The organism is Desulfoluna sp. (genome assembly GCF_030145185.1).
Lineage (GTDB): Bacteria > Desulfobacterota > Desulfobacteria > Desulfobacterales > Desulfolunaceae > Desulfoluna.
In genome coordinates this window covers 140,225-160,675 of sequence record NZ_JAQYWB010000001.1, presented here as the reverse complement: position 1 = coordinate 160,675, position 20,451 = coordinate 140,225, and the positions used below count along the sequence as shown (strand labels likewise).

Sequence of the window (20,451 nt, the reverse complement as noted above, 5' to 3'; positions counted from 1 at the left end):
GGGCGAGCATGGTCTTGACACCACAGCCGACGCGGGAGCGGCGGGTGATCTGGCCCTGACTCCGGCGGTGGCGCTCTCGGTGGGCATCCATGAGACGAAGGCGCTGCTGCCGGCGAGTGACAAGGCCTTGATATTGGCCGGTGGCATGATGTTGCGTTCCACTCACAGCAGCACCTCGACCACCCGCGCCAATGCCAATGCCGCCGGTAAGAATGCCGGCTTTGGTGTCGGCATCGCGCTTAACGTGGCCGTGGACGAGGCTCTGGCTGAAATGGATCGGGATGTCACCTCTGAAAGCGGGGATATCGTTATCGAAGCCCATAGCCTATCCAATGCCACCAGCAGTGCCGTTGCCAGTGCCTTGGGGGGACAGGCACCGACACCTGATGAAGGGGACGCTGCTCCCACCGCAGATGATCAAATTACCAGCAACATGGACCTTGCCACCAGCCGCAGTGAACTTGGCAATCCCGACTTGCCTGAGACTCCCAAGGCCGAGACGGACGACAGCGGCACGGGCGGCATCAGTTTTGGCGCTGCCCTGGGCGTTAATGTGGCGGTTTCGGACAGCACGGCCCGCATCCATGAGGGCAGGACGCTGAATGCCCGGGGTGGCTCGGTGACCGTCAGGAGCACCAACGACACTGATGCCGGTGCCGAGGCCAACGCCAGCGCCGTGGGGTCCGGCAGCCAGGTGCTGGGCCCGGTCATCTTGCCTCCCGGTACCCCCGCACCGCTGATCAAGGGCGGTCAGACGCTGACCTTTACCGATCACGGGACCCTTGGTTTGACCGAGGGCTTTACGGGCGACACCATCACGCGTTCCTCCGGCAGCTGGGTCAGTGATGGGTTCAAGGTGGGTGACCGGCTGAACGTCACCAACGCAGGGGGTAACGACACCTCGGGTGGAAACAAATACACCATCGCCGCCATTGCAGCAGACGGCCTGACCCTCACATTGGACACGGCCGATACCGTGGACACTCATGTTTATGGGTCCTCATCGCTTATTACCGTCACGAAGGATGTGGTCCCCGCCGTGATGACTGGGGCGGCCGGCGTCACCCTGACCTTTACGGACAACGCCGGGGCGGTGGGGGGCGACAAGCGCGATACCCTCACCCGTTCCACCGGCAGCTGGGTGGCCGATAAATTCGCGGTGGGTGACACCGTGACGGTTACCGGCACCGGTGCCGGACAAAATGATACCGCAGCGGGCATGAGGTATACCATCGGGGCGATCTCTGCCGATGGACTGACCCTGACCCTGGATGCAGCAGATGCTTTGGTTGCACAGGTTCTCACCGATTCGTCCGGGGTGGAGATCAAAAAGATCATCCCTCCGGTCACCCTGGTCAGCCCATCCTTTGTCTTTAAGGACAACGCGTTGGCCTCCGGTGACACGCGCGACACCATCACCTTGACCTCGGGCAGTTGGGTAACCAGCGGCTTTGCCGTGGGCGATACCCTTTGCGTCACTGGTACCGGCGGCGTGAACGATGGCCGCTTTAAGGTCGCCGCCATTTCCACCGACGGGTTGACCCTCACCCTTGCCACGGGCCAGACGCTGACGAACCAGACCCTGGGCGCTGGCGCCCAGGTCGAGTGCTTTGTGCCGGGTCGTCTGAACGGCAGCCCGACCCTGACTTTTGACGACAATGGCGTGAATGGGGACACCATCGAGCGTTCCACCGGCAACTGGGTAGACGACGGCTTCACCGTCGGTGATGCCATCACGGTGAGTGGGACCACCCGGAACAACAATATCTATACCATCGAATCGATCTCCTTTGACGGCGCCCGGCTGACACTGGCAGACGGTAATTTTCTCACCAGCGAGACCACCTCATCGGCCCAGGCCATTGAGGTCACCTTTACCTCGCGGCCCCAAAACGCCGAGATGTACGGCATGCCATCCCTTAACTTCCATGATAACGAAGCAGCCACAGGCGATACCCGGGACACCATCAGCCGCGGTGCCGGAAACTTTATCGATGAAGGCTTTGCCGTTGGGGATACCATTACGGTGACCGGAACCCGCAGCAACAATGGCAGCTACACCATTGCCGGGATACGGGCCGACGGCAAGGTGCTGACCCTTGCGCAGATCAACAAGCTCAAGACGGAGAGCGTGGACTGGCTTGGCGTCAGCCCCGATGCAGCGATCAAACGTGGAGAAGACACCAGGGGCCAGGGCAAACCGGGGGTTGGTATCGGTGTTGCCGTGGCCATCAATGTGGCGACGGTCAACAACATCGCAGCCGTCAGCGGTGATGTGATTGAAGGCGTTGCGATGAGTGGTCATACAGGCCTGACCGTCGAAGCGCTGATGGATGATCGTGATCCGGAAGATTCCGAGACGGAGTCACACAAACAGCACACCTTTGGCGCCACCGCCATCTCCGGTGCCGGGGCGGGTAGCTTCGGGCTGGCCGGTTCCTTTGCCCTGAATGTGGGTGTCACGAAAAGTGAGGCCTTCATTGACCGGGGCACCACCATCGATGTGGGACGCGATGATAACCGGGGCGATGTGTTGCTGAAGGCGGAAAATATCAGCGACAGCACTGTCCTTGCCACGGCCGATCAGGAGAGTGTGGCCAAGACCGCACCGGTTGCTGCGGGGACAACAGGAGGCAGCACAGGAGGAACGACCGGCAAAACCGGAGCCGGTTCAAGCGTTGGCATCGGTGGCTCTGTGGCCCTGAACGTGGGGGTCAACTCCGCCACGGCAGAGATCCGGGGTGATGACCTGACAACCGATGGAATCGACGAAAGCGCCAAACTGACCCATGCCGGGGCGCTGAACCTGACCGCCGTCGGCGAGCATGCCATGACCACGACGGCCGATGCGGGCGCCGGGGGCAGCGTGGCCATCAGCCCCGCCATTGCCCTGGCAGCCGGTGTCAATCAGACCAAGGCCCTGTTGCCGAAAGGGGAGGCCCTGAATATCGGCGGTGATTTGACCTTGAGCGCCACGCACAAAGGGTCCACCCTCACCCGCGCCAAGGGGGATGCCGCAGGTTCGAAGGCCGGGTTCGGGGTTGGTTTTGGTCTCACCGTCGCAGTCGATGAGGCCATCGCAAGACTCGATCGCGATGTCAGCTCGTCTTCTGGAAAGGCCGTTATCGAGGCTCACACCCTGTCTGATTCTGTCGCTTCGGCCTCGGCCAGTGCCCTGGGGGCCAAGCCACCGGAAGATGCTGCGGCTGAACCCACCCAGGACCAGAAAAACGAAGCACAGCACAGTTTTATCACCGGCATGCTTCCGGCGGACAGTCGATCCAATGCGCCCGGACTGCCTGAAAAGGGGACCCAGACCAGTGGGGGCAGCGGTGTCAGCATCGGTGCGGCCCTGGGGATCAACGTGGCGGTCTCCACCTCCGAGGCCATGATTACCCGTGGCACCACCTTGGATATGTCCGATATGTCTGCTGACAGCAGCACCGTTTTGGCGACCAACGATACCGACGCCGCCGCTGTCGCCAATGCCAGCGCCGTGGGCAAGGGCACACTGGCCCCGGTGGTCGGTTCGGTTGTGGCAACTACCGTGCCGCCTGTCATGGGCGGTGTGGCCCTCACCTTTACCCACAACGCGGCCACGGCCGATACCATCGCCCGCTCCCACGGGAGCTGGGCGGCCGACGGGTTTGCCGCAGGCGATACCATCACGGTTGCCGGGGCAGGGACGAACAGCACAACCGGGGCAGCGGTTTATACCATCGCGGGGATCTCGGCCGATGGTAAGACCCTGACTCTGAAACAGGACGCGGCCAATACCCTGACGGCCGGGACCGCTTCCGGCGCCAGCCTGGCGGTCAAAAAAGCAGCCGACCCCACTGTTATGCTCCTCGGCGGGCAGACCCTCTCCTTTGCCGACAACGCGAAAGGCACAGGGGACACCCGGGACACCATCACCCGCAAGAATGGAAGCTGGGTCACCGATGGCTATAAGGTGGGTGATACCGTCAAGGTGACCGGGGCTGCCGACGCAAGTAACAATGGCCGCTATCGCATCGCCGATATCTCCCAGGATGGCCGCGTCCTGATTCTTTCTGTCTCGGATACCCTCACGGGTGAGGCGCACAACACCGGTGCCGTCAAGGTGGAGCTTGTCCGGTTCGGGGTGATGAACGACAAGCCCTCCCTTAATTTTTTTGATGCCGGCGGCACCAACGCCGACACCCTCTCACGCGCCACGGGCAGTTGGATAGACGACGGCTTTACCGCAGGGGATGTCATCACGGTGGGTGGAACCGTCTCCAACAACAACACCTACACCATTGCCAAGGTGACCCGGGGTGTCCTCTTCCTTGCCGACGGGTACTACCTGACGCCCGAAAGCGGTGTGACCACGGCGACGGTCAGCGTCACCCATCGCGTCCCGGCGGCAACCGTTACGGGCAGCCCGACGATGACCCTGACGCATTCGGAAACACAGGCTGACAGCATTAACCGCTCCAGCGGCAGCTTTCTGGCCGATGGGTTTGCCGTTGGCGATACCCTCCATGTCAGCACCAGCCCGGAAAAAATCTTTACGATTGCCGGTATTTCAACGGATGGCCGCACCCTGACCCTTGATGATCGGGACGCTCTGGTCGCTGGATCCTCGCCCGTCGTCGAGCGCAAAGCGCCCGCAGCGGCTTCGACGGGGGGAGGAGAAGCCGGCGTTGGGGTGGGGGTTGCCGCAGCCATCAACACGGCCGTGGTGACCAACAAGGCCGCCATTGAAGGCTCAGTCACCTCCCACGGGTTGACCGTCGAGGCCTTGATGGACGATCGGGATCCGGAAGATTCTGAAACAGAGTCACACAAAAGGCACAGCTTGGGGGCTGAGGCTATTTCTGGTGCCAGTGGCGGTGATTTCGGCCTGGCAGGGGCCTTTGCCTTAAATGTCGGTGTCACAACCAGTGAGGCCTACATTGCCCGTGGTGCAGCGATTACCGCCGGTGATGAGACGCATCGTGGCGATGTCAGCCTCAGTGCCGAGAATATCAGCGCCAGCAGCGTGATTGCATCGGCTCTGGAGAGTGATGCCGTTAAGACGAGCTCGGCAGGGACGACGGAGACATCCGGCACCAGCGTAGGCATGGGCGGCGCCTTTGCCTTGAATGTCGGTGTCAATACCGCCCGTGCAGAGATCGAGGGGACAAAAGGTGCCGTTTCCGGTGCCACGCTTCTTAACGCCGGTGCCTTAAGCTTGAGTGCCTCCGGTGACCATGCCCTGGCGACCACCTCCAAGGCCGGTGCGGGCGGTGATTTTGCCATCAGCCCCACCATTGGCCTGACAGTGGGGGTCAACCAGGTCAAGGCCGAGCTGCCCTATGGCTCGGCTCTTGATATCGATGGGGGCCTGACCCTCAGCGCCAGGCAGAAGGTCTCCACCGGGACCTACGCCAAGGCCGATGCGGCGGGCGATAAAGCGGCCTTTGGAGCCGCGATCGGGATCAATGTCGCGGTGGACCGTGCCATCGCCACCCTGGATCGGGATGTGACCTCCCGTTCGGGGGATGTGGTGATCGAGGCCAATAATACCTCCGATTCCCAGGCGATCGTAAAGGCCAGCGCCAAGGGCGCACAACCAAAGACCGAACCAGCAGCAGAGGGCACCAGCACCGAGTCCACGGAGCCGGAGACCGCCGATGAGCAGGCAGAGCAGCAGATGGCCTTTGCCACAGACAGGGAAGAGGTCAAGGGGTCAGGCGTTACCCTTCCCACCTTGCCCTCGGCCTCGGATGCCGACAACGGGGGGGCTGATGTCGCCATCAGCGGGGCGCTGGGGGTCAATGTTGGTGTCTCAGAATCCCACGCCACCATCACCAAAAATACCCAACTCAAGGCCTTTGGCGGGTCGGTTAAGGTGGCCACCGCAAATGACACCGATGCCCACGCACTGGCCGATGCCGCTGCCGTTGGCAAGGCCTCCAGCGCCAAGCCCTGGGAGACCTCGACTGATGTTACCGGAGGCATCACCCTCACCTTTACAGATAACGGCACCCAAGGCCTGGATGAAGGGTTTACCGGAGACACCATCACCCGCTCCTCCGGCAGCTGGGCTGCCGACGGGTTTGTGGCGGGGGACGTCCTCACCGTTGCCGGGACATATGAGAACAACACATCGGCCGGAAATACCTACACGATCACGGCGATCTCCACCGATGGCCTGACAATCACCCTCAGCACAGCCGATACCCTGAGCGCTGAAGAGGCCTCGGGTACCCGGCTGGTGGTGGCAAAGAAGGTGTCGACAGCGCCCACCACCCCCGCGCCGGCTCCGGTGGTTACCCGGGGCGGACCGGATATTGTTTTTGCCGACAACGGCACCCGGTCTGGCACCATCACCCTGGGCAGCGGCAGCTGGCTTGCCAACGGCTACAAGAAGGGCGACACCATCACCGTGGTGGGAACCGGCAGCGCCAATGACGGCACCTATCAGGTGGCGGATATCACAAACGATGGACGGGTCCTGATTCTGGAAAGGGATGCGAGCCTCGCCTCCGGTGTCACGAGATTCAGCGGTGCCGCGGTCAAGGTGGAGCGCCATCACCTCGGGCTGCTTAACGGTCATCCCCAGCTGACCTTTGCCGACAGGGCGACCACCGAGGCTCCGGATACCCCCGATACCATCATCCGGGCTTCAGGCAGCTGGATCGTGGACGGTTTCACCGTGGGCCAGACCCTCAGCGTCACCGGCACAGAGCACAACAACAAGACCTTTACCATCGGGGCCATCTCTGCCGACGGCACCGAGTTGACCCTGGTCGCCGGCGACACCTTGACCGACGAGACCCCGGCTCCCAAGACCACCCAGGTGGAACGCAGCAGCAAGGCCAAGGACACCAAGCTGGTCTTGGCCTCGGGAGAGACTTTAACCTTTTCCCATAACCCCGATGCCGCAGGAGGGGACAAACTCACCCGCAGCCAGGGAAGCTGGCTGGACGATCATTTTGCCGTGGGCGACAAGATCATCGTCGCCGGCACAAAAAGCGGCACGACGTCCAACGACGGCACCTACACCATTGACCGCATCGAGGCCAACGGTTCCACCCTGGTGCTGGTGAAAACCGATACATTGTCTAATCAGACGGGCGTTAATGACGCCACCAATACGGATACATCCCTTTCGGTGAGGCGCTCGGATGTCAGCGATTCAAGCGAAACCCGTTTTGGTATCGGCGTCGGTGTCGCCATCAATGTCGCGGTTGCCGACAACAGGGCGGTCATCGAGGGCGACGTCATCGAGACTGCCATGCTTCAGCCCCAGGACAAAGTGGTCATGCACGGTACCCCGGAGCTGACCCTGACCCACCATGATGCAGCCGATGATACCCTCCAGCGTTCCAGCGGCAGCTGGAGCGAAGATGGGTTTAACGTCGGAGATGTCTTCACCTTTGGGGGGGACCTTGACAACACGGGGGTTTACCAGATCACCGCCATCAGCGCCGATGGCCTGACCCTTTCAACCAGCGGCGTGCTGACCCCCCATGCCTCCATGGGCGGCACCCCGGAGCTGACCCTGGCCGACAACAAGGGAAAGGCCGATGAGCGTGATACCCTCACCCGATCGGAAGGCGACTGGAGCGCCGATGGGTTCAAGGCTGGCGATACGATCCGTCTGGAGGGCGATGTCAGGAACGGGGAGGTCTACACCATCGATCATATCGACGGTGCCATCCTGTACCTGGATGCCGGCGATGTGCTGAACGGTGACGATAAGGCTCAAGCCGGGCTTCGCGTTGTTCGAGATCTTAATCTTTCGGTGCAGCGCAGGGATCACGTCATCCTGCATGATACGGACGGCCTCGTGTATGCGCACCATGATTCCGATCTGGACGCCAACACCCAGGCAGACCACGACACCATCACCCGAACCGATGGCGTGGATTGGGATACGGTGGGGTATGGCGGCCAGCGTCTTACGGTTGGTGACGTCATCCAACTCCATGGGGATGAAAACAACCAGGGATTCTATACCATCGACGCCATCAATGGCGCGACGCTGACGTTGTCTGAACACGATGCCCTAGTGGTTCGTGCCGACACCTCCCTTACCGTCAACCGCCGGGCACCGATTGTGATGGTGGGCAGCCCCGAGTTGACGCTGATTCACAGTGACAGTGAGCGCGACACCATCACGCGCAGCGGCGGCGACTGGGCGGCCGACGGCTTTCTGGTGGGCCAGAAGATTACCCTTGTTGGCGACGGCAGCAACACAGGGACCTACACCATTGATGAGAGCAGTGACGATGGGCTGACCCTGTTTCTGGCTGCGGGCGATGTCCTTGCCCCCCATGCTCCGGTTATGAGCGGGGCTCCTGGGCTGACCCTGACCGATAACGCCGGGAAAAATGATGCGCGTGACACCCTCACCCGCGCTTCCGGCAGCTGGGTCAGTGATGGCTTTGAGGTGGGGCATCGCTTCACCCTCAGTGGGGACAGCAGCAACACGGGCATCTATACGATTAATGATATCAGCAGCGATGGCCTGACCCTTTACCTGGAGGCTTCAGACAGTTTGACAGGGTACGCTGCGTCACAGAACGGGCTGGGAGTCAAAGGCCACGGCATTGCCCAGTCGGGCCTCGGCGTGGAGCACGAACGCTGGGTCGAAATGGAAAACCCCCTTGAGGTGACCCTGGTCGACAATGGCAATCAGCGGGACCTCATCAGCCGCAGCGATGTTGACGGAAGCTGGGTCGATGATGGCTTCTCCCAGGGGGACACCATCGAACTGTTCGATGGGGGCAGCAGCCTGGGCGAGTTCACCATCGATGAGATCAGCGAAGATGAGCAGACCCTGATCCTGAAAGCGGGCAATGAACTGGCGGTGGTCGGCGATGCCGTCAACGGGCTGATGGTCGAGCGCGTTCAGAATACCTCTGTTTCGCTGATAGAAAACGGGGCCAGCGACACCCTTGAACGATCCGCCGGCAGCTGGATCGAGGATGGTTTTCAGGCCGGCGATGTCATTACCATCACAGGCAGCAGCAACGACGGGGACTACACCATCGCCTCTGTCACTGACGCGGTGATCACACTGACCGGCGATAAAGGCTTCGCGACCGCCGAAGCCGGGCAGCGCAACCTGTCCATTTACAGGGCAGACACGGCTCCCAAGGGGCTCACCGTCGAGGCCCTCATGGGTGAGTCAAAAGCAGACTTCAACCCGGCCGAGGCCATGACCGATACCGGCATCTATCTTGGGCTCAACCATGGCTTTGCCACCGGTGATAAGGTGATCTACACCAAGGGCATGGCGCCGAACGTGGCGATTGGCGGGCTCACGGCGGGTGGGACCTATTTTGTCATCGCCGAAGAGGGTTCTGCCTCCATTCGCCTGGCGGCCTCGGCCGCGGATGCTACGGTCGGCAAGTCTATGGTGCTGGACCGCTCTGCAGCAACCGGCACCGGTCACAAGCTCACCAAGGTGGGCGGTGGGGTGGAGAAGGCCTTTGATGCAGCCACCGCCGTCAGTGTGCTTCCGGGCATTACCTTTGAAGACGGGCACGACTATAAAAATGGCGACGCCGTGGTCTACACGACAACGGGGACGGCCATCGGCGGCTTGACCTCCGGCACGACCTATTACGTGATCATCAACCATGGGGGCCTGGACACCATTGGCCTGGCGAAGACAGCGGCCGATGCCCAGGCGGGTAAGGCCATCGTTCTTGACAGGCACGCGGTGGCCTCCGGTGAGGCGCACAGCCTCACGGATGGCTCGCACTCCTTTGGTGCGACAGCGGTTTCAGGGGCCAGTGGCGGCAGTTTTGGCCTCTCCGGTTCCTTTGCCATCAATGTCAGCGTCACCCACAGTGAGGCGTCTGTGGCCAGTGGGTCCACCCTCAATGTGGGACATGCCGGAAACCATGGCGATGTTCTGCTCAACGCGGAAAACCGCAGCAGCAGCCTGGTCTCCGCAACGGCCCAGGCCGATGCCAGGACGGCGGCACCCGCGGCGACGGGCGGCACCACAGGCTCGACGGGTACAACGGGCTCTACGGGGACCACGGGGACGACCGGCACGGGCAGCGCCAAGAAGAGCACCAACGTCGGTATGGGGGGCTCCGTGGCCGTTAATGTCGGGGTCAACACAGCCAAGGCGGAGATTGCAGGCGATGCTTCTTTGACCGGCGCCAACAATCTGGGGCTGCTGGCCACCGGGCATCATGCCTTAACGACTCTGGCCAAGGCCGGTGCCGGGGGCAGCATTGCCATCACGCCTTCAGCGGCCATTACCGTGGGCGTCAATGTGACCGAGGCGAAGCTGCCCCATGGGGAGGCGCTGGATATACAGGGCGGCCTGACCCTTACAGCGGATCATGTGGGCTCTGCGTCCAGTACGGCAGACTCCGATGCCGTGGGCAAGGATGCCGGTGTCGGCCTGAGCCTTGCCGTCACCACCGGGGTGGACCTGGCAAGGGCCGAGCTGGCCCGCAGCCTCACCTCACGGTCGGGGGATTCGGTCATCGAGGCAAATACGGTCTCCGACACCCAGGCCTTTGCCAAGGCGGGGGCCCGCGGCTCCTCGGCACCGCCAGCCGGGGAAACACCACAGACCGCGGATCAGAAGGCCGACAAGACCTTAGGTTTCGGCCAGAAAAAAACCGGTTCCTCCGGCAGCAAGGTGCCGTCAGAAAAGAAACGGACGAAGGCCAAGGGCAGTGGTGACGGCACCTCGTTCAGCGTGGGCGGTGCCCTGGCGGTTAATGTTGCTGTCTCCGACTCCACGGCGATCATCACCAGTGGCACCACGCTGATATCAGAAGGTGGGTCTGTAACCTTACGCACCAGCAACGATACCGACTCAACCGTCAGCGCCGATGGCAGCGCGGCCTCCACCGATGTGGGGGTTGCCGCAGGCATCGCCGTGAATACGGTGATCGTCGGCAACAAGGCGGTGATCGACGGGAATGTCACGGCCGAGGGGGTTTCCCTCAAGGCCATGATGGCCGATGACGGTGAAACGGTGATGGCCCATCAATCGTCTGTGACGGCGACCTCCGGTGCCGGTGGTACGAGCGTCGGTGTTGCAGGGGCCGGTGCCGTCAATGTGGCCGTCATCGAGAGCCGTGCCTCCATCGGGAGTGCTTCCAGGGTGGATGCCGGTGATGGGGATGTGGAGATCTGGGCAGAAAACCGGACCCACAGCCGCGTTTTGGCCTCATCCAAGGCCATCGTTCCCAGCTCGGGGTCCGATTCCGACAGCACCAGCGTCGGGGTTGGGGCCTCCTTTGCCCTGAATGTGGGGGTTCATACCGCCAGGGCCGAGATTAACGACACAGCCATCCTGCTCAACCCTGCCAGCCTCTCGGTTAAGGCAACCGGTGACCATGACATGGCGGCCTCGGTGATTGCGGGTTCGGCGGGTGATGTGGCGGTGAGCCCTGCGGTGGCCATCAACACGGGCGTGAACATTACCCGCGCCCGGATCGGCACCGAAGAGATGGGCAACATGATGCTCCTCGACTCAGGCTCCGGCACGGTGGAGGTGATTGCCAGCCACACGAGTCAATCCCTGGCCAAGGGCAACGCCGCCGCAGCCGGTGACAAGGCGGCCGTGGGGGCCACCCTGGCCGCCGATGTGGCCATTGACCTGGTCGATGCCGGGATCTATCGGAGCCTTGATACCATCGGTGGGGTCACGGTCAGCGCCCACTCCAATATTGATAACCGAACGGAAACCGTTGCCAGCGCCCGGGGCGCAGCAAGCAACGGGAAGAGCTCCGATCAGGAATCCCAGTCACAGGTCAAGGGCAACGAAGCCGTTGGCGGTAAAACGCAAGGCTCGGGCAAAACCTTTGCGCTGCCTTCGGCTAAAGACAGTGTGGATAAGGCCGATTCCACGGCCAGCGATCAGACCTCCCAGGCGGGAGATGAGAACAAATCCGGCTCCAACAGCGCTGGCGTTGCCGCGGCCATCGGCCTGACGGTCAGTGTCGTCAGCACCGGGGCCACCCTTGGTAACGGCATCGTTATCTCGGCAGCCGGACCGGTGCGGGTCCGGTCACTGAACGAAACGGACGCCAGCGCCAAGGCCCTGGGCACCGCGATCTCGAAAAAGCACAAGACCGGTGTCGGGGCCGCTGTGGGCCTGAACGTCGGCGTGGTTGTTACCCATGCCGGAATTGGCGATGGGGCCACCGTTATCGGTGACGGCATTACCGTGGAGGCCCTGACCGCGGACTTGGATAAAGAGGGAAATGTCACGGATGCGTCCAGTGATTTCGTGGTCTGGGGCATGGCCGCAGGCGGGGGCAGTGACTACGGGATCGCCGGTTCCATCGGCGTCAATACGGTGGTCATGGATACGGCCGCCCGTGTGGGTGAAAAGGTGGACCTGCAGTCCACCGCAGGGATCACCGTTCAGGCTCGCAGCGATATCGGCCTGCAGAACCTGACCGGTGGATTTGCCAAAGGCGGCAAGGCCGGTGTGGGTGTGGCCGCCAATATCAATGTCGTGACCGGATTCACAACCGCTTCCATCGGCAAAGAGAGCCGGATTGATTCCAGTGAAGGCATTCTCGTCGATGCCACCTCGCTGGTTGCCCCCAGCACCGAGGTCTCCCTGTTCGGCAAAGACCTCGATGTCAGCATCATTGAAAAGATCCTGCCTGAGCAGGATGCCACGGACCCATACTTCAAGGCCTACATGCTGCTGCCCACCAGTATCGCTGCCGGTGGCGGTGTCAGTGGGAAAGATGGCAACGCGGCCGTGGGGGGCGGCGTCGTCGCCAACGTCTTCGTGCTGGGGACCCGGGCCTTTATGGATGACGGGGTTCAGGTCAACACCCGGCCCGGTTTGATTGCGGCTGGCACGGATCAGTCCGTGACCGTCAACGCCGGGAGCACGACCTGGATCTCAGGGGGCGCCATTGGATTGGCGGTGGCCACCGGTGAGCAGGCAAAGGCGGCCTTTGGTGTGGGGATTGGGGCCAATGTCGTGGTCAAGGAGACCCGTGCCTGGATCGGTTCCGGTTCCACCCTCCATGCCGCCGGTGATTTCACCGTGAACGCCGTGTCAGACGATACCCTGATCTTCCTGGGGGGCTCGCTGGCCGTGACCAAGGGCAAGGCCGGTATTGGTGGTACGGTGTCGGTGTATTCACTCACCGCGATCACCCGGGCCTCTATTAACGGGTCGACAATCACAGTCGGTGGTGACATGGGCGTCAAGGCCGTTGAGGAGATCTCGGTCTTTAACCTTGGCGGCAATGTCTCCTATGGCGGGAACGCCGGCATCGGTGCGTCGGTCAATTGCAATGTCATCGTCAACGACACCACCGCGACTATCTCTGGCTCCACGGTCACGGTGGGCGGTAACCTGGATATCTCAGCCCGTTCCGATCAGACGGTTCGGGCCATTGCCGCCGGTGCGGCCATTTCAAAAGACAAGGTCGGCGTTCAGGTCACCCTCACCTCCAACACCATCGTGAACCGGACCCTGGCATTTATCGATGAGGGATCCGATGTCACCGCAGGTGGTAATATCTCCCTCTCTGCTGATGTCGGATCCTGGGTTGAGTCCCTGGCCTTTACCGTGGCCGGTGGCGGGAAAACAGCCGTGGGCGCGGCTGGGGCGGTGAATGTTATCGTGAACAAAGCGGGAGCCTATATCAGTGGCTCAACCGTTGAATCAACCGGTTTGCTCCCGGGTGCAGACGGGGATGTCACCTTGTCCACAGCCGTTGGATCGAGCATCCGCTCGCTTTCCATCGGTGTCTCCGGTTCCGGAAAAGTTGGGGTTTCGGGAAATCTGTCGCCCAACGTCATCGTCCAGGGGGTGGAGTCCCTCACCCTCGGCTCAACGGTCACCGCGGCAGGCGATGTGACGCTGACCTCGGTGGAGAGAGCGCCCCTTCTCCCGCCGGGAGATCTGTTCGATCTTGTCCCCGAAAGTATCAGAAATGCGATCCAGGGGGCGGTGGATGATACGCCCCTTGACCTGAACTCCAATATTTTGACCGCTGCCATCACGGTCTCCGGTGCCGGGAATGTCGCTGCCGGTGCGACCTTTTCGATTAATGTCATCACCAAAACAGTCCGCTCTCAGATTGAAAATTCCACGGTGATCACAAGCGGCGATGTGATCCTGGATGCGGATTCAGAATCACGAATGACGGCATTTACAGCCGGTGTCGCAGCCTCCGGTAAATTTTCCCTTGATGCCGCAGGGATCGCCAACACCATCGTAAGCCGTGTCGAAGCCTTGATGACAGGAGATTCCCATGTCACCGCAGGCGGCCTGGTCTCCCTGGATGCGACAGATACCTCGGCGGCGGCCGCCCTGGTCTTTAATGTGGCGGCTTCCGGCAAAGTCGGGGTCGGCATCAATGGCGCGGTGAACACCCTCGTCAATACAGTCAGGGCCCAGATCTCCGGTTCAACGGTGGTTGCGGGAACCGGTGATTTTGATGTGCTCAACGATGCCGGGGGCGTGGATGAAACCCTTGCAGGCGTCGGCGTCCGCCTCAACGCCGAGTCGAAAAATAATATTTTCTCGTTTTCCGGTGGCGTCGCCGCAGGCGGCACGGGCTCTGCGCTGGTGTCTATCACGGCCAATACCATCGTCAACACCATCGATGCGTCCGTTGTCAATGAGGGGACCCGTAAATCAAATATCAAGGCCGTCGGGGATGTTTCGCTTATCGCCCGTGACAGCTCCATCATCGATGCCCTCTCTTTCGGGGTTTCGGCTTCCGGCAAGGCGGCTGGCGGCATGGCTGTGGCCTCCAATGTCGTCACGAACAGAACCCGGGCCGTGATTGCCGGCTCGACCGTTCAGACGAATAACGACCTTGCGCTTACGGCGCTGTCCTCCCCGGGGATCCACGCCCTGGCCGTCGGCGTCTCGGCGGCAGGGACGGCGGCCGTTCAGGCCACGGTCATGGGCAATGTGATCGCCAACACGATTGATGCAGAGATCAACAGTTCAAACGTCACAGCCGGGGACAGCATCACTCTGCATGCATCGGATACCGCCCCGGGGCCCGCCTGGCTGTTGCCTCCCAAGCTGCAGACAAAGATTGATGCCGTCTTTGACTCGGCACAGCTCGACTTAAGCGCCAATATTTTTGCCGTGATGGTGAGCGTTGCCGGATCTGGCAATACCGCGGTGAATGTGGCCGCCATGGGCAACGTGATTGCCAATACCGTTCAGGCACGCATCGTGGGTGAAAATGTGGCTGAATTCGATGCCGCGGCAGACGGTGTCATTGATGCCGACAGGGACACCATCACCTTAAATGACCACGGCTTTGTTAACGGTCAGATCATCAACTACAGTGCAGGCGATAATACACGCATCGGCGGCCTGGACGATCCTCAGTATCGGGTCGTCTGGATCGATGCCGATACCTTCGGGTTAAAGACACTCGGCGGTGGTGATGTGGACATCAAACTTTTGGCACCAGAAGGGACACACAGCTTTATCCGCCCCGAGGACCCCAAGACCTTTAATCCTACGGCACCGGGTCCCATCGACTACAGCCAGGAGATGGAGAGCATCACCCTCATTGATCATGGCTTTCGTGACGGGGATGTCATCACGTACGCTGCCCATGGCAACACCCCCATAGGGGGCCTGACCGATGGCGCGAGCTATCGGGTCGAGGTCCTGGATGCACACAATTTTAGATTAAAAGACCTTTCCGGTAATCCGGTGGACCTGACCCTTCAGACTCCCCGCGGTACACACGGCATCGTTTACAACGGCAGCACGCAGGCCTTTACGCCATCAGCCGGTGGCGCAGATCTTGTTCTTGATACCATCACCCTTGCCGGGCACGGGTATACGGGCGGGGAGGTGATTACCTACACGGCAAACGGGAACGATGCCGTTGGGGGCCTGGTGGATGGCGGTCAGTACGAGGTCGTGGTCTTAGACGACGACACCATCGGCTTGAAGTTCATCGTCACTTCAACAGTAAATATGGAAAAGAATGGTGAGGGACAGGCGCAAGCCGGCACCCATGGGCTGGATTGCGGCGGCGAGATAAAAACATTCGAGCCTTCCCGTGGCGACTTGGATTACGACACGGACATCATCACCCTTGCGGATCACCAATTGCTTGATGGCAGCCTTGTCATCTACCGCGCCAACGGCAATGACCCCATCGTCGGCCTTGACGAAGGCCGGCAGTATCAGGTGGTGCTCATTGACGGAAATTCATTCCGGCTGAAAAGCCTGGGTGAGGGGATCGATCTGCGTACCGCCCCTTCGGGAGGCAGGCACAGCTTTACGGCTCCGGGCGGAGAGGCTCAGTCCCTTACCCCGTCAGCCTGTGGGCCGCTCGATTACGTCAACGATGTGGTGACCATCGCCTCCCATGGTTTCAGCGATGGGGACCTCGTCACCTACTTAGCCGACAAATCCAGCACCATGGATGCGGATGAATTCCGCAATGTCGGTGGCTTGGTAGACGGACGGCAGTACACGGTTGTCCGAATCGATGCCGACTCCTTCCGCCTGACCGAACAGGACGGCAGCGTGGTTGATCTGAGCGATTCAGGTGCCTGGGGCAGCCACTCCTTTGTTGAGAAGCAGACCCCCGCGACCTTTACGCCCGCCGATGTCGGCGTGGTGGATTTTGAAAACCACATCTTCACCGTTACCAGTCACGGGTTCACAGACGGCGAGATCATTCTTTATGAAGCCAACGGTAACGATCTCATCGGGGGTCTTGGGGAAAACCGGGAGTACCGGGTCGAGCGCATTGATGCCGATCATTTCAAGCTGGCCAATCCGCTCACCGTGGCTGAACTCAGCTTGGATCCAGCAGGCTCTGAGTCCATGGATGCTTCTGCCGACACCCTCACCCTGATCGATCATGGCTTTTCCGGGGGTGAGATCGTTACCTACAGCGCCGACGGCCATCCTCCGGTCACGGGGCTGACAGAGGGCGGTGCGTATGAGGTGGTGGTGGTCGATGCCGATACCCTTCAGTTACGAAGTACCACGACCCATGAGATTGCAGACCTCGAGTTGTCCGCCACCGGCGGCGTCCATAAATTGACCTGGTCTGTTCCTTCTGTTATCGCGTCGGTGGATGCAACGGCCGATACCTTTTTCGTCTCCGGTCATGCCTTCGATGGAGGCGAGATCATTACCTACGATGCCCATGGAAAGGATGCCATCAGCGGGCTGGTGGATGGGCGTGATTATGAAGTTCTCATCGTTAAAGATGGCGCTGGCGAAAAGACGCCGGACATCTTTAAGCTCAGAGACATTGCCAGCGGCGAAGTCATTGATATTGGCGCTTCCGCTTCCGCAGGCACTCACAGCTTCCGTTATTGGACAAAGGAGGCGTCCTTTGTGCCTGCTCCGGTGGACTACGTCAACGACACCTTCTGCGTCAGCAGTCATGGTTTCCGTGACGGCCAGAAGATTACCTATCATGCGGATGGCAACGGCCCGCTCACCGGTCTGGTAGACGGAAACGAATACACCGTCGCGTTTGTGGACGCCGACAATTTTAGGCTTAAAGATAGCAGTGGCCATATCGTGGACCTTGTGGCATCGGAGACATCCGGCAGCCATCGTTTCGTCTACGAGGGCGATGGGGTGGAGGTGGCCCTGGCACCGGTCACCGGGACCCAGAGATTTTCGCCCCGTGCCGAAGATGTGGGGTCAACCAAGGTCATTGCCGGTTCCACGCTGGACCTGAAGGCAGAGTCCAAGGCCAGGATCAAGGCCCTGGTGGTTGGGGTGGCAGGTAGTGGAACTGTAGCTATCAACACGAACATCACCGGCAACGTCATCGCCAACACCACCCTTGCCTCCATCTCCGGCCTGGATAATGTGACGGTTTATGCAAAGGGCGATGTTAATCTATCGGCGGTGGACAGCTCCATCATCGATTCCATCTCGGTGGGTGTCTCCGCGGGCGGAACCGGTGGCGGTGGTGCGGCCCTGGCCGGCAATGTCATTACCAATCGGGTTTCAAGTGTCATCAGCGGCTCCACCGTGAAGGCGGGCGCGGACCGTGACGGCAACCTTCTCACCCCGTCGGTGGGTAATCTTTCACTTACGGCAAGCCAGGAAGCCGCGATCCGCACCGTGGCTGTGGGCGTTGCCGCAGGGGGGAGCGCGGCCGTTCAGTTCTCAGCCATGGGCAATGTCATTGCCAATACCGTGGCAGCAGAGATCCGGGACGGATCCACCGTCGTTGCCGGGGGCGATGTCACCGTCACCGCCACCGACCTGGCCCCGGACAACGATCCCATCAAGTTGCCCAATGACCCCGATAACGACCAGGAGCTGGTGGACTTTCTCGATTTCAAGGTCGAGGGCAACATTCTGGCCCTGATGGTCAGCGTCGCGGGTTCCGGTGCCGTTGCCGGTAACGCAGCCCTCATGGCCAACGTGATCGATAACCGCATCGGCGCACGCATCATCGGCTCCAACGTGAGCGCCGGTGGCGATCTCAACCTTGAGGCCCTGTCACAGGCCGGCATCATGGCGTTGATGGTGGGTGTGGCAGGCTCCGGTACGGCCGCGGGCAACGTCAATATCTCCGGCAACACCATCACCAATCACATCGAGGCCATGGTGGACGGCTCGATCGTCGATGCCAATAAGGACGGCCTTTCCGACGACAACACCTATGCCATCCACAGTGGCGGTTCCACCACCCTGACGGCGAAAGACACATCCAGTGTCGATTCCCTCTCCGTCGGCGTTGCGGCCTCCGGTGGCGGTGCTGCCGGGGCCATGGCCGCCGGCAATGTCATCGCCAACAGTGTAAAGGCTAATATCAAGGGCTCCACGGTGGATGTCGGTGCCAATTTAACCCAGCGTGCCGTCTCCTCGGCCATCATTCGAACCCTCTCCGTGGGGGTCGCCGCCTCAGGTGGGGGTGCCGGTCAGTTCTCCGGCATGGGCAATGTCGTGGCCAACACCGTGGCCTCTGAAATCAGTGGGGGCTCCACTGTTACGGCCGGCGGTGATGTCGCCCTCATTGCCTCGGATCTCGCCCCGTCTTCCATTCCTGCCTGGGCCATGCCACCGGGTATCGGTGATGCGGTAACCGAGGCCCTTGATTTTCTCTCGGTGGACCTGGACAGCAACATCCTCTCCCTGATGGTGAGTGTGGCTGGGACCGGAGGTGTGGCGGTGAACGCCGCCCTGGTGGGCAACGTGATCTCCAACACCATCGGTTCACGGATCATCGGCTCCGAGGTGACTTCGGGCACGACCGTTCACCCCACCATGGAACAGAGCTTTACCAACGCCGACATCCAGTACGGTGGGGCGCTTTCCGGTGATGAGAGCATCACCCTCACCGGGCACGGTTTCACCGATGGCCAGATCGTCACCTACAGGACCGACGGGGACCGAGCCTTTATGGGCCTGACCGATGGGGACCATTATGCCGTCGAGGTGGTGAATGCGAACACCATCAAGCTGGTCAGCCTTGCCACCGGCGAATATGCCAGGATCCTGGAGAATGCGGTTGCACCGCCTGCCGGCACCCACCGGCTGGTCGATAACGCCGATTTGATTCTTTCAGCCGATTCCAAGGCACGCATTATCTCCGCCATTGTCGGCGTGGCCGGCTCCGGTGGTGGTGCCGCCAATGCCATCATCGCCGGTAATGTGATCGCCAATACCGTCGAAACCCAGATCCTTGATTCCGGGGGAACTGAATCCAGGATAACAGCCGGTCAGGGGGTGTCACTCTCCTCTATTGACAGCTCCGTCATTGATTCGCTGGCCATCGGCGTGGCCGGCACCGGTGGTGTGGCCGGAGGCGCAGCCCTTGCGGGTAATGTGATTGCCAACACGGTCAGCGCGGATATCGCCGGTTCGACCCTGACGGCAACGGGCGATCTCTCACTGACAGCGACCCAGGCAGCGGCTATCCGCACCCTGGCTGTCGGCGTGGCCGCCTCGGGCGCCGGGGCAGGGCAGTTCTCCGCCATGGGGAACGTCATCAGCAACCGCGTCGCAGCAGAAATCAGAGAGGGCTCCACCATTTATACGGGAGGCGATGTCCGTCTGTTTGCCTCGGATGTTGCGCCCGGCAATATGCCCATCAAACTTTTTCCCGATGGGTTCTCCGATGCCACCGATTCCCTGAACAGTCTTGTTCCCGATATCGACAGCAACATCCTGGCCCTGATGGTGAGCGTGGCCGGGACCGGCGGCGTGGCGGCCAATGCCGCGGCCATGACCAATGTCATCAGCAACACGGTCGGCTCGCGTATCATAGATTCCACGGTCAAGGCGGGGGTGAATGCCCTTGGCGTTGACATCAACAGCGGCGGCAGTCTCTCTGCTGAGGCACTGTCCCGGTCCGGCATCATGGCCATGATGATCGGTGTGGCCGGTTCCGGTGCGGCGGCGTTTAACGTCAATATTTCGTCCAATACGATCAGCAACACAACAGAGTCGGTGATTGATAAAACCTCTGTCGGCTCGCATGTCTTTGCTGATGGATCCATTACCTTGAA

The 20,451-nt window shown here is 61.1% G+C and carries 1 protein-coding gene (running past one end of the window); it reads left to right on the top strand.

Features of this window, described 5'->3' with window-relative positions:
* Window positions 1-148: 148 nt before the first annotated feature.
* Window positions 149-20,451, top strand: partial view of a hypothetical protein gene (locus tag Q1Q75_RS00470; protein ID WP_300666920.1) — the 5' portion only. It continues 15,940 nt past the right edge of the window; the window shows 20,303 of its 36,243 coding nt (coding positions 1-20,303); the start codon lies at window positions 149-151; its stop codon lies off the right edge, out of view.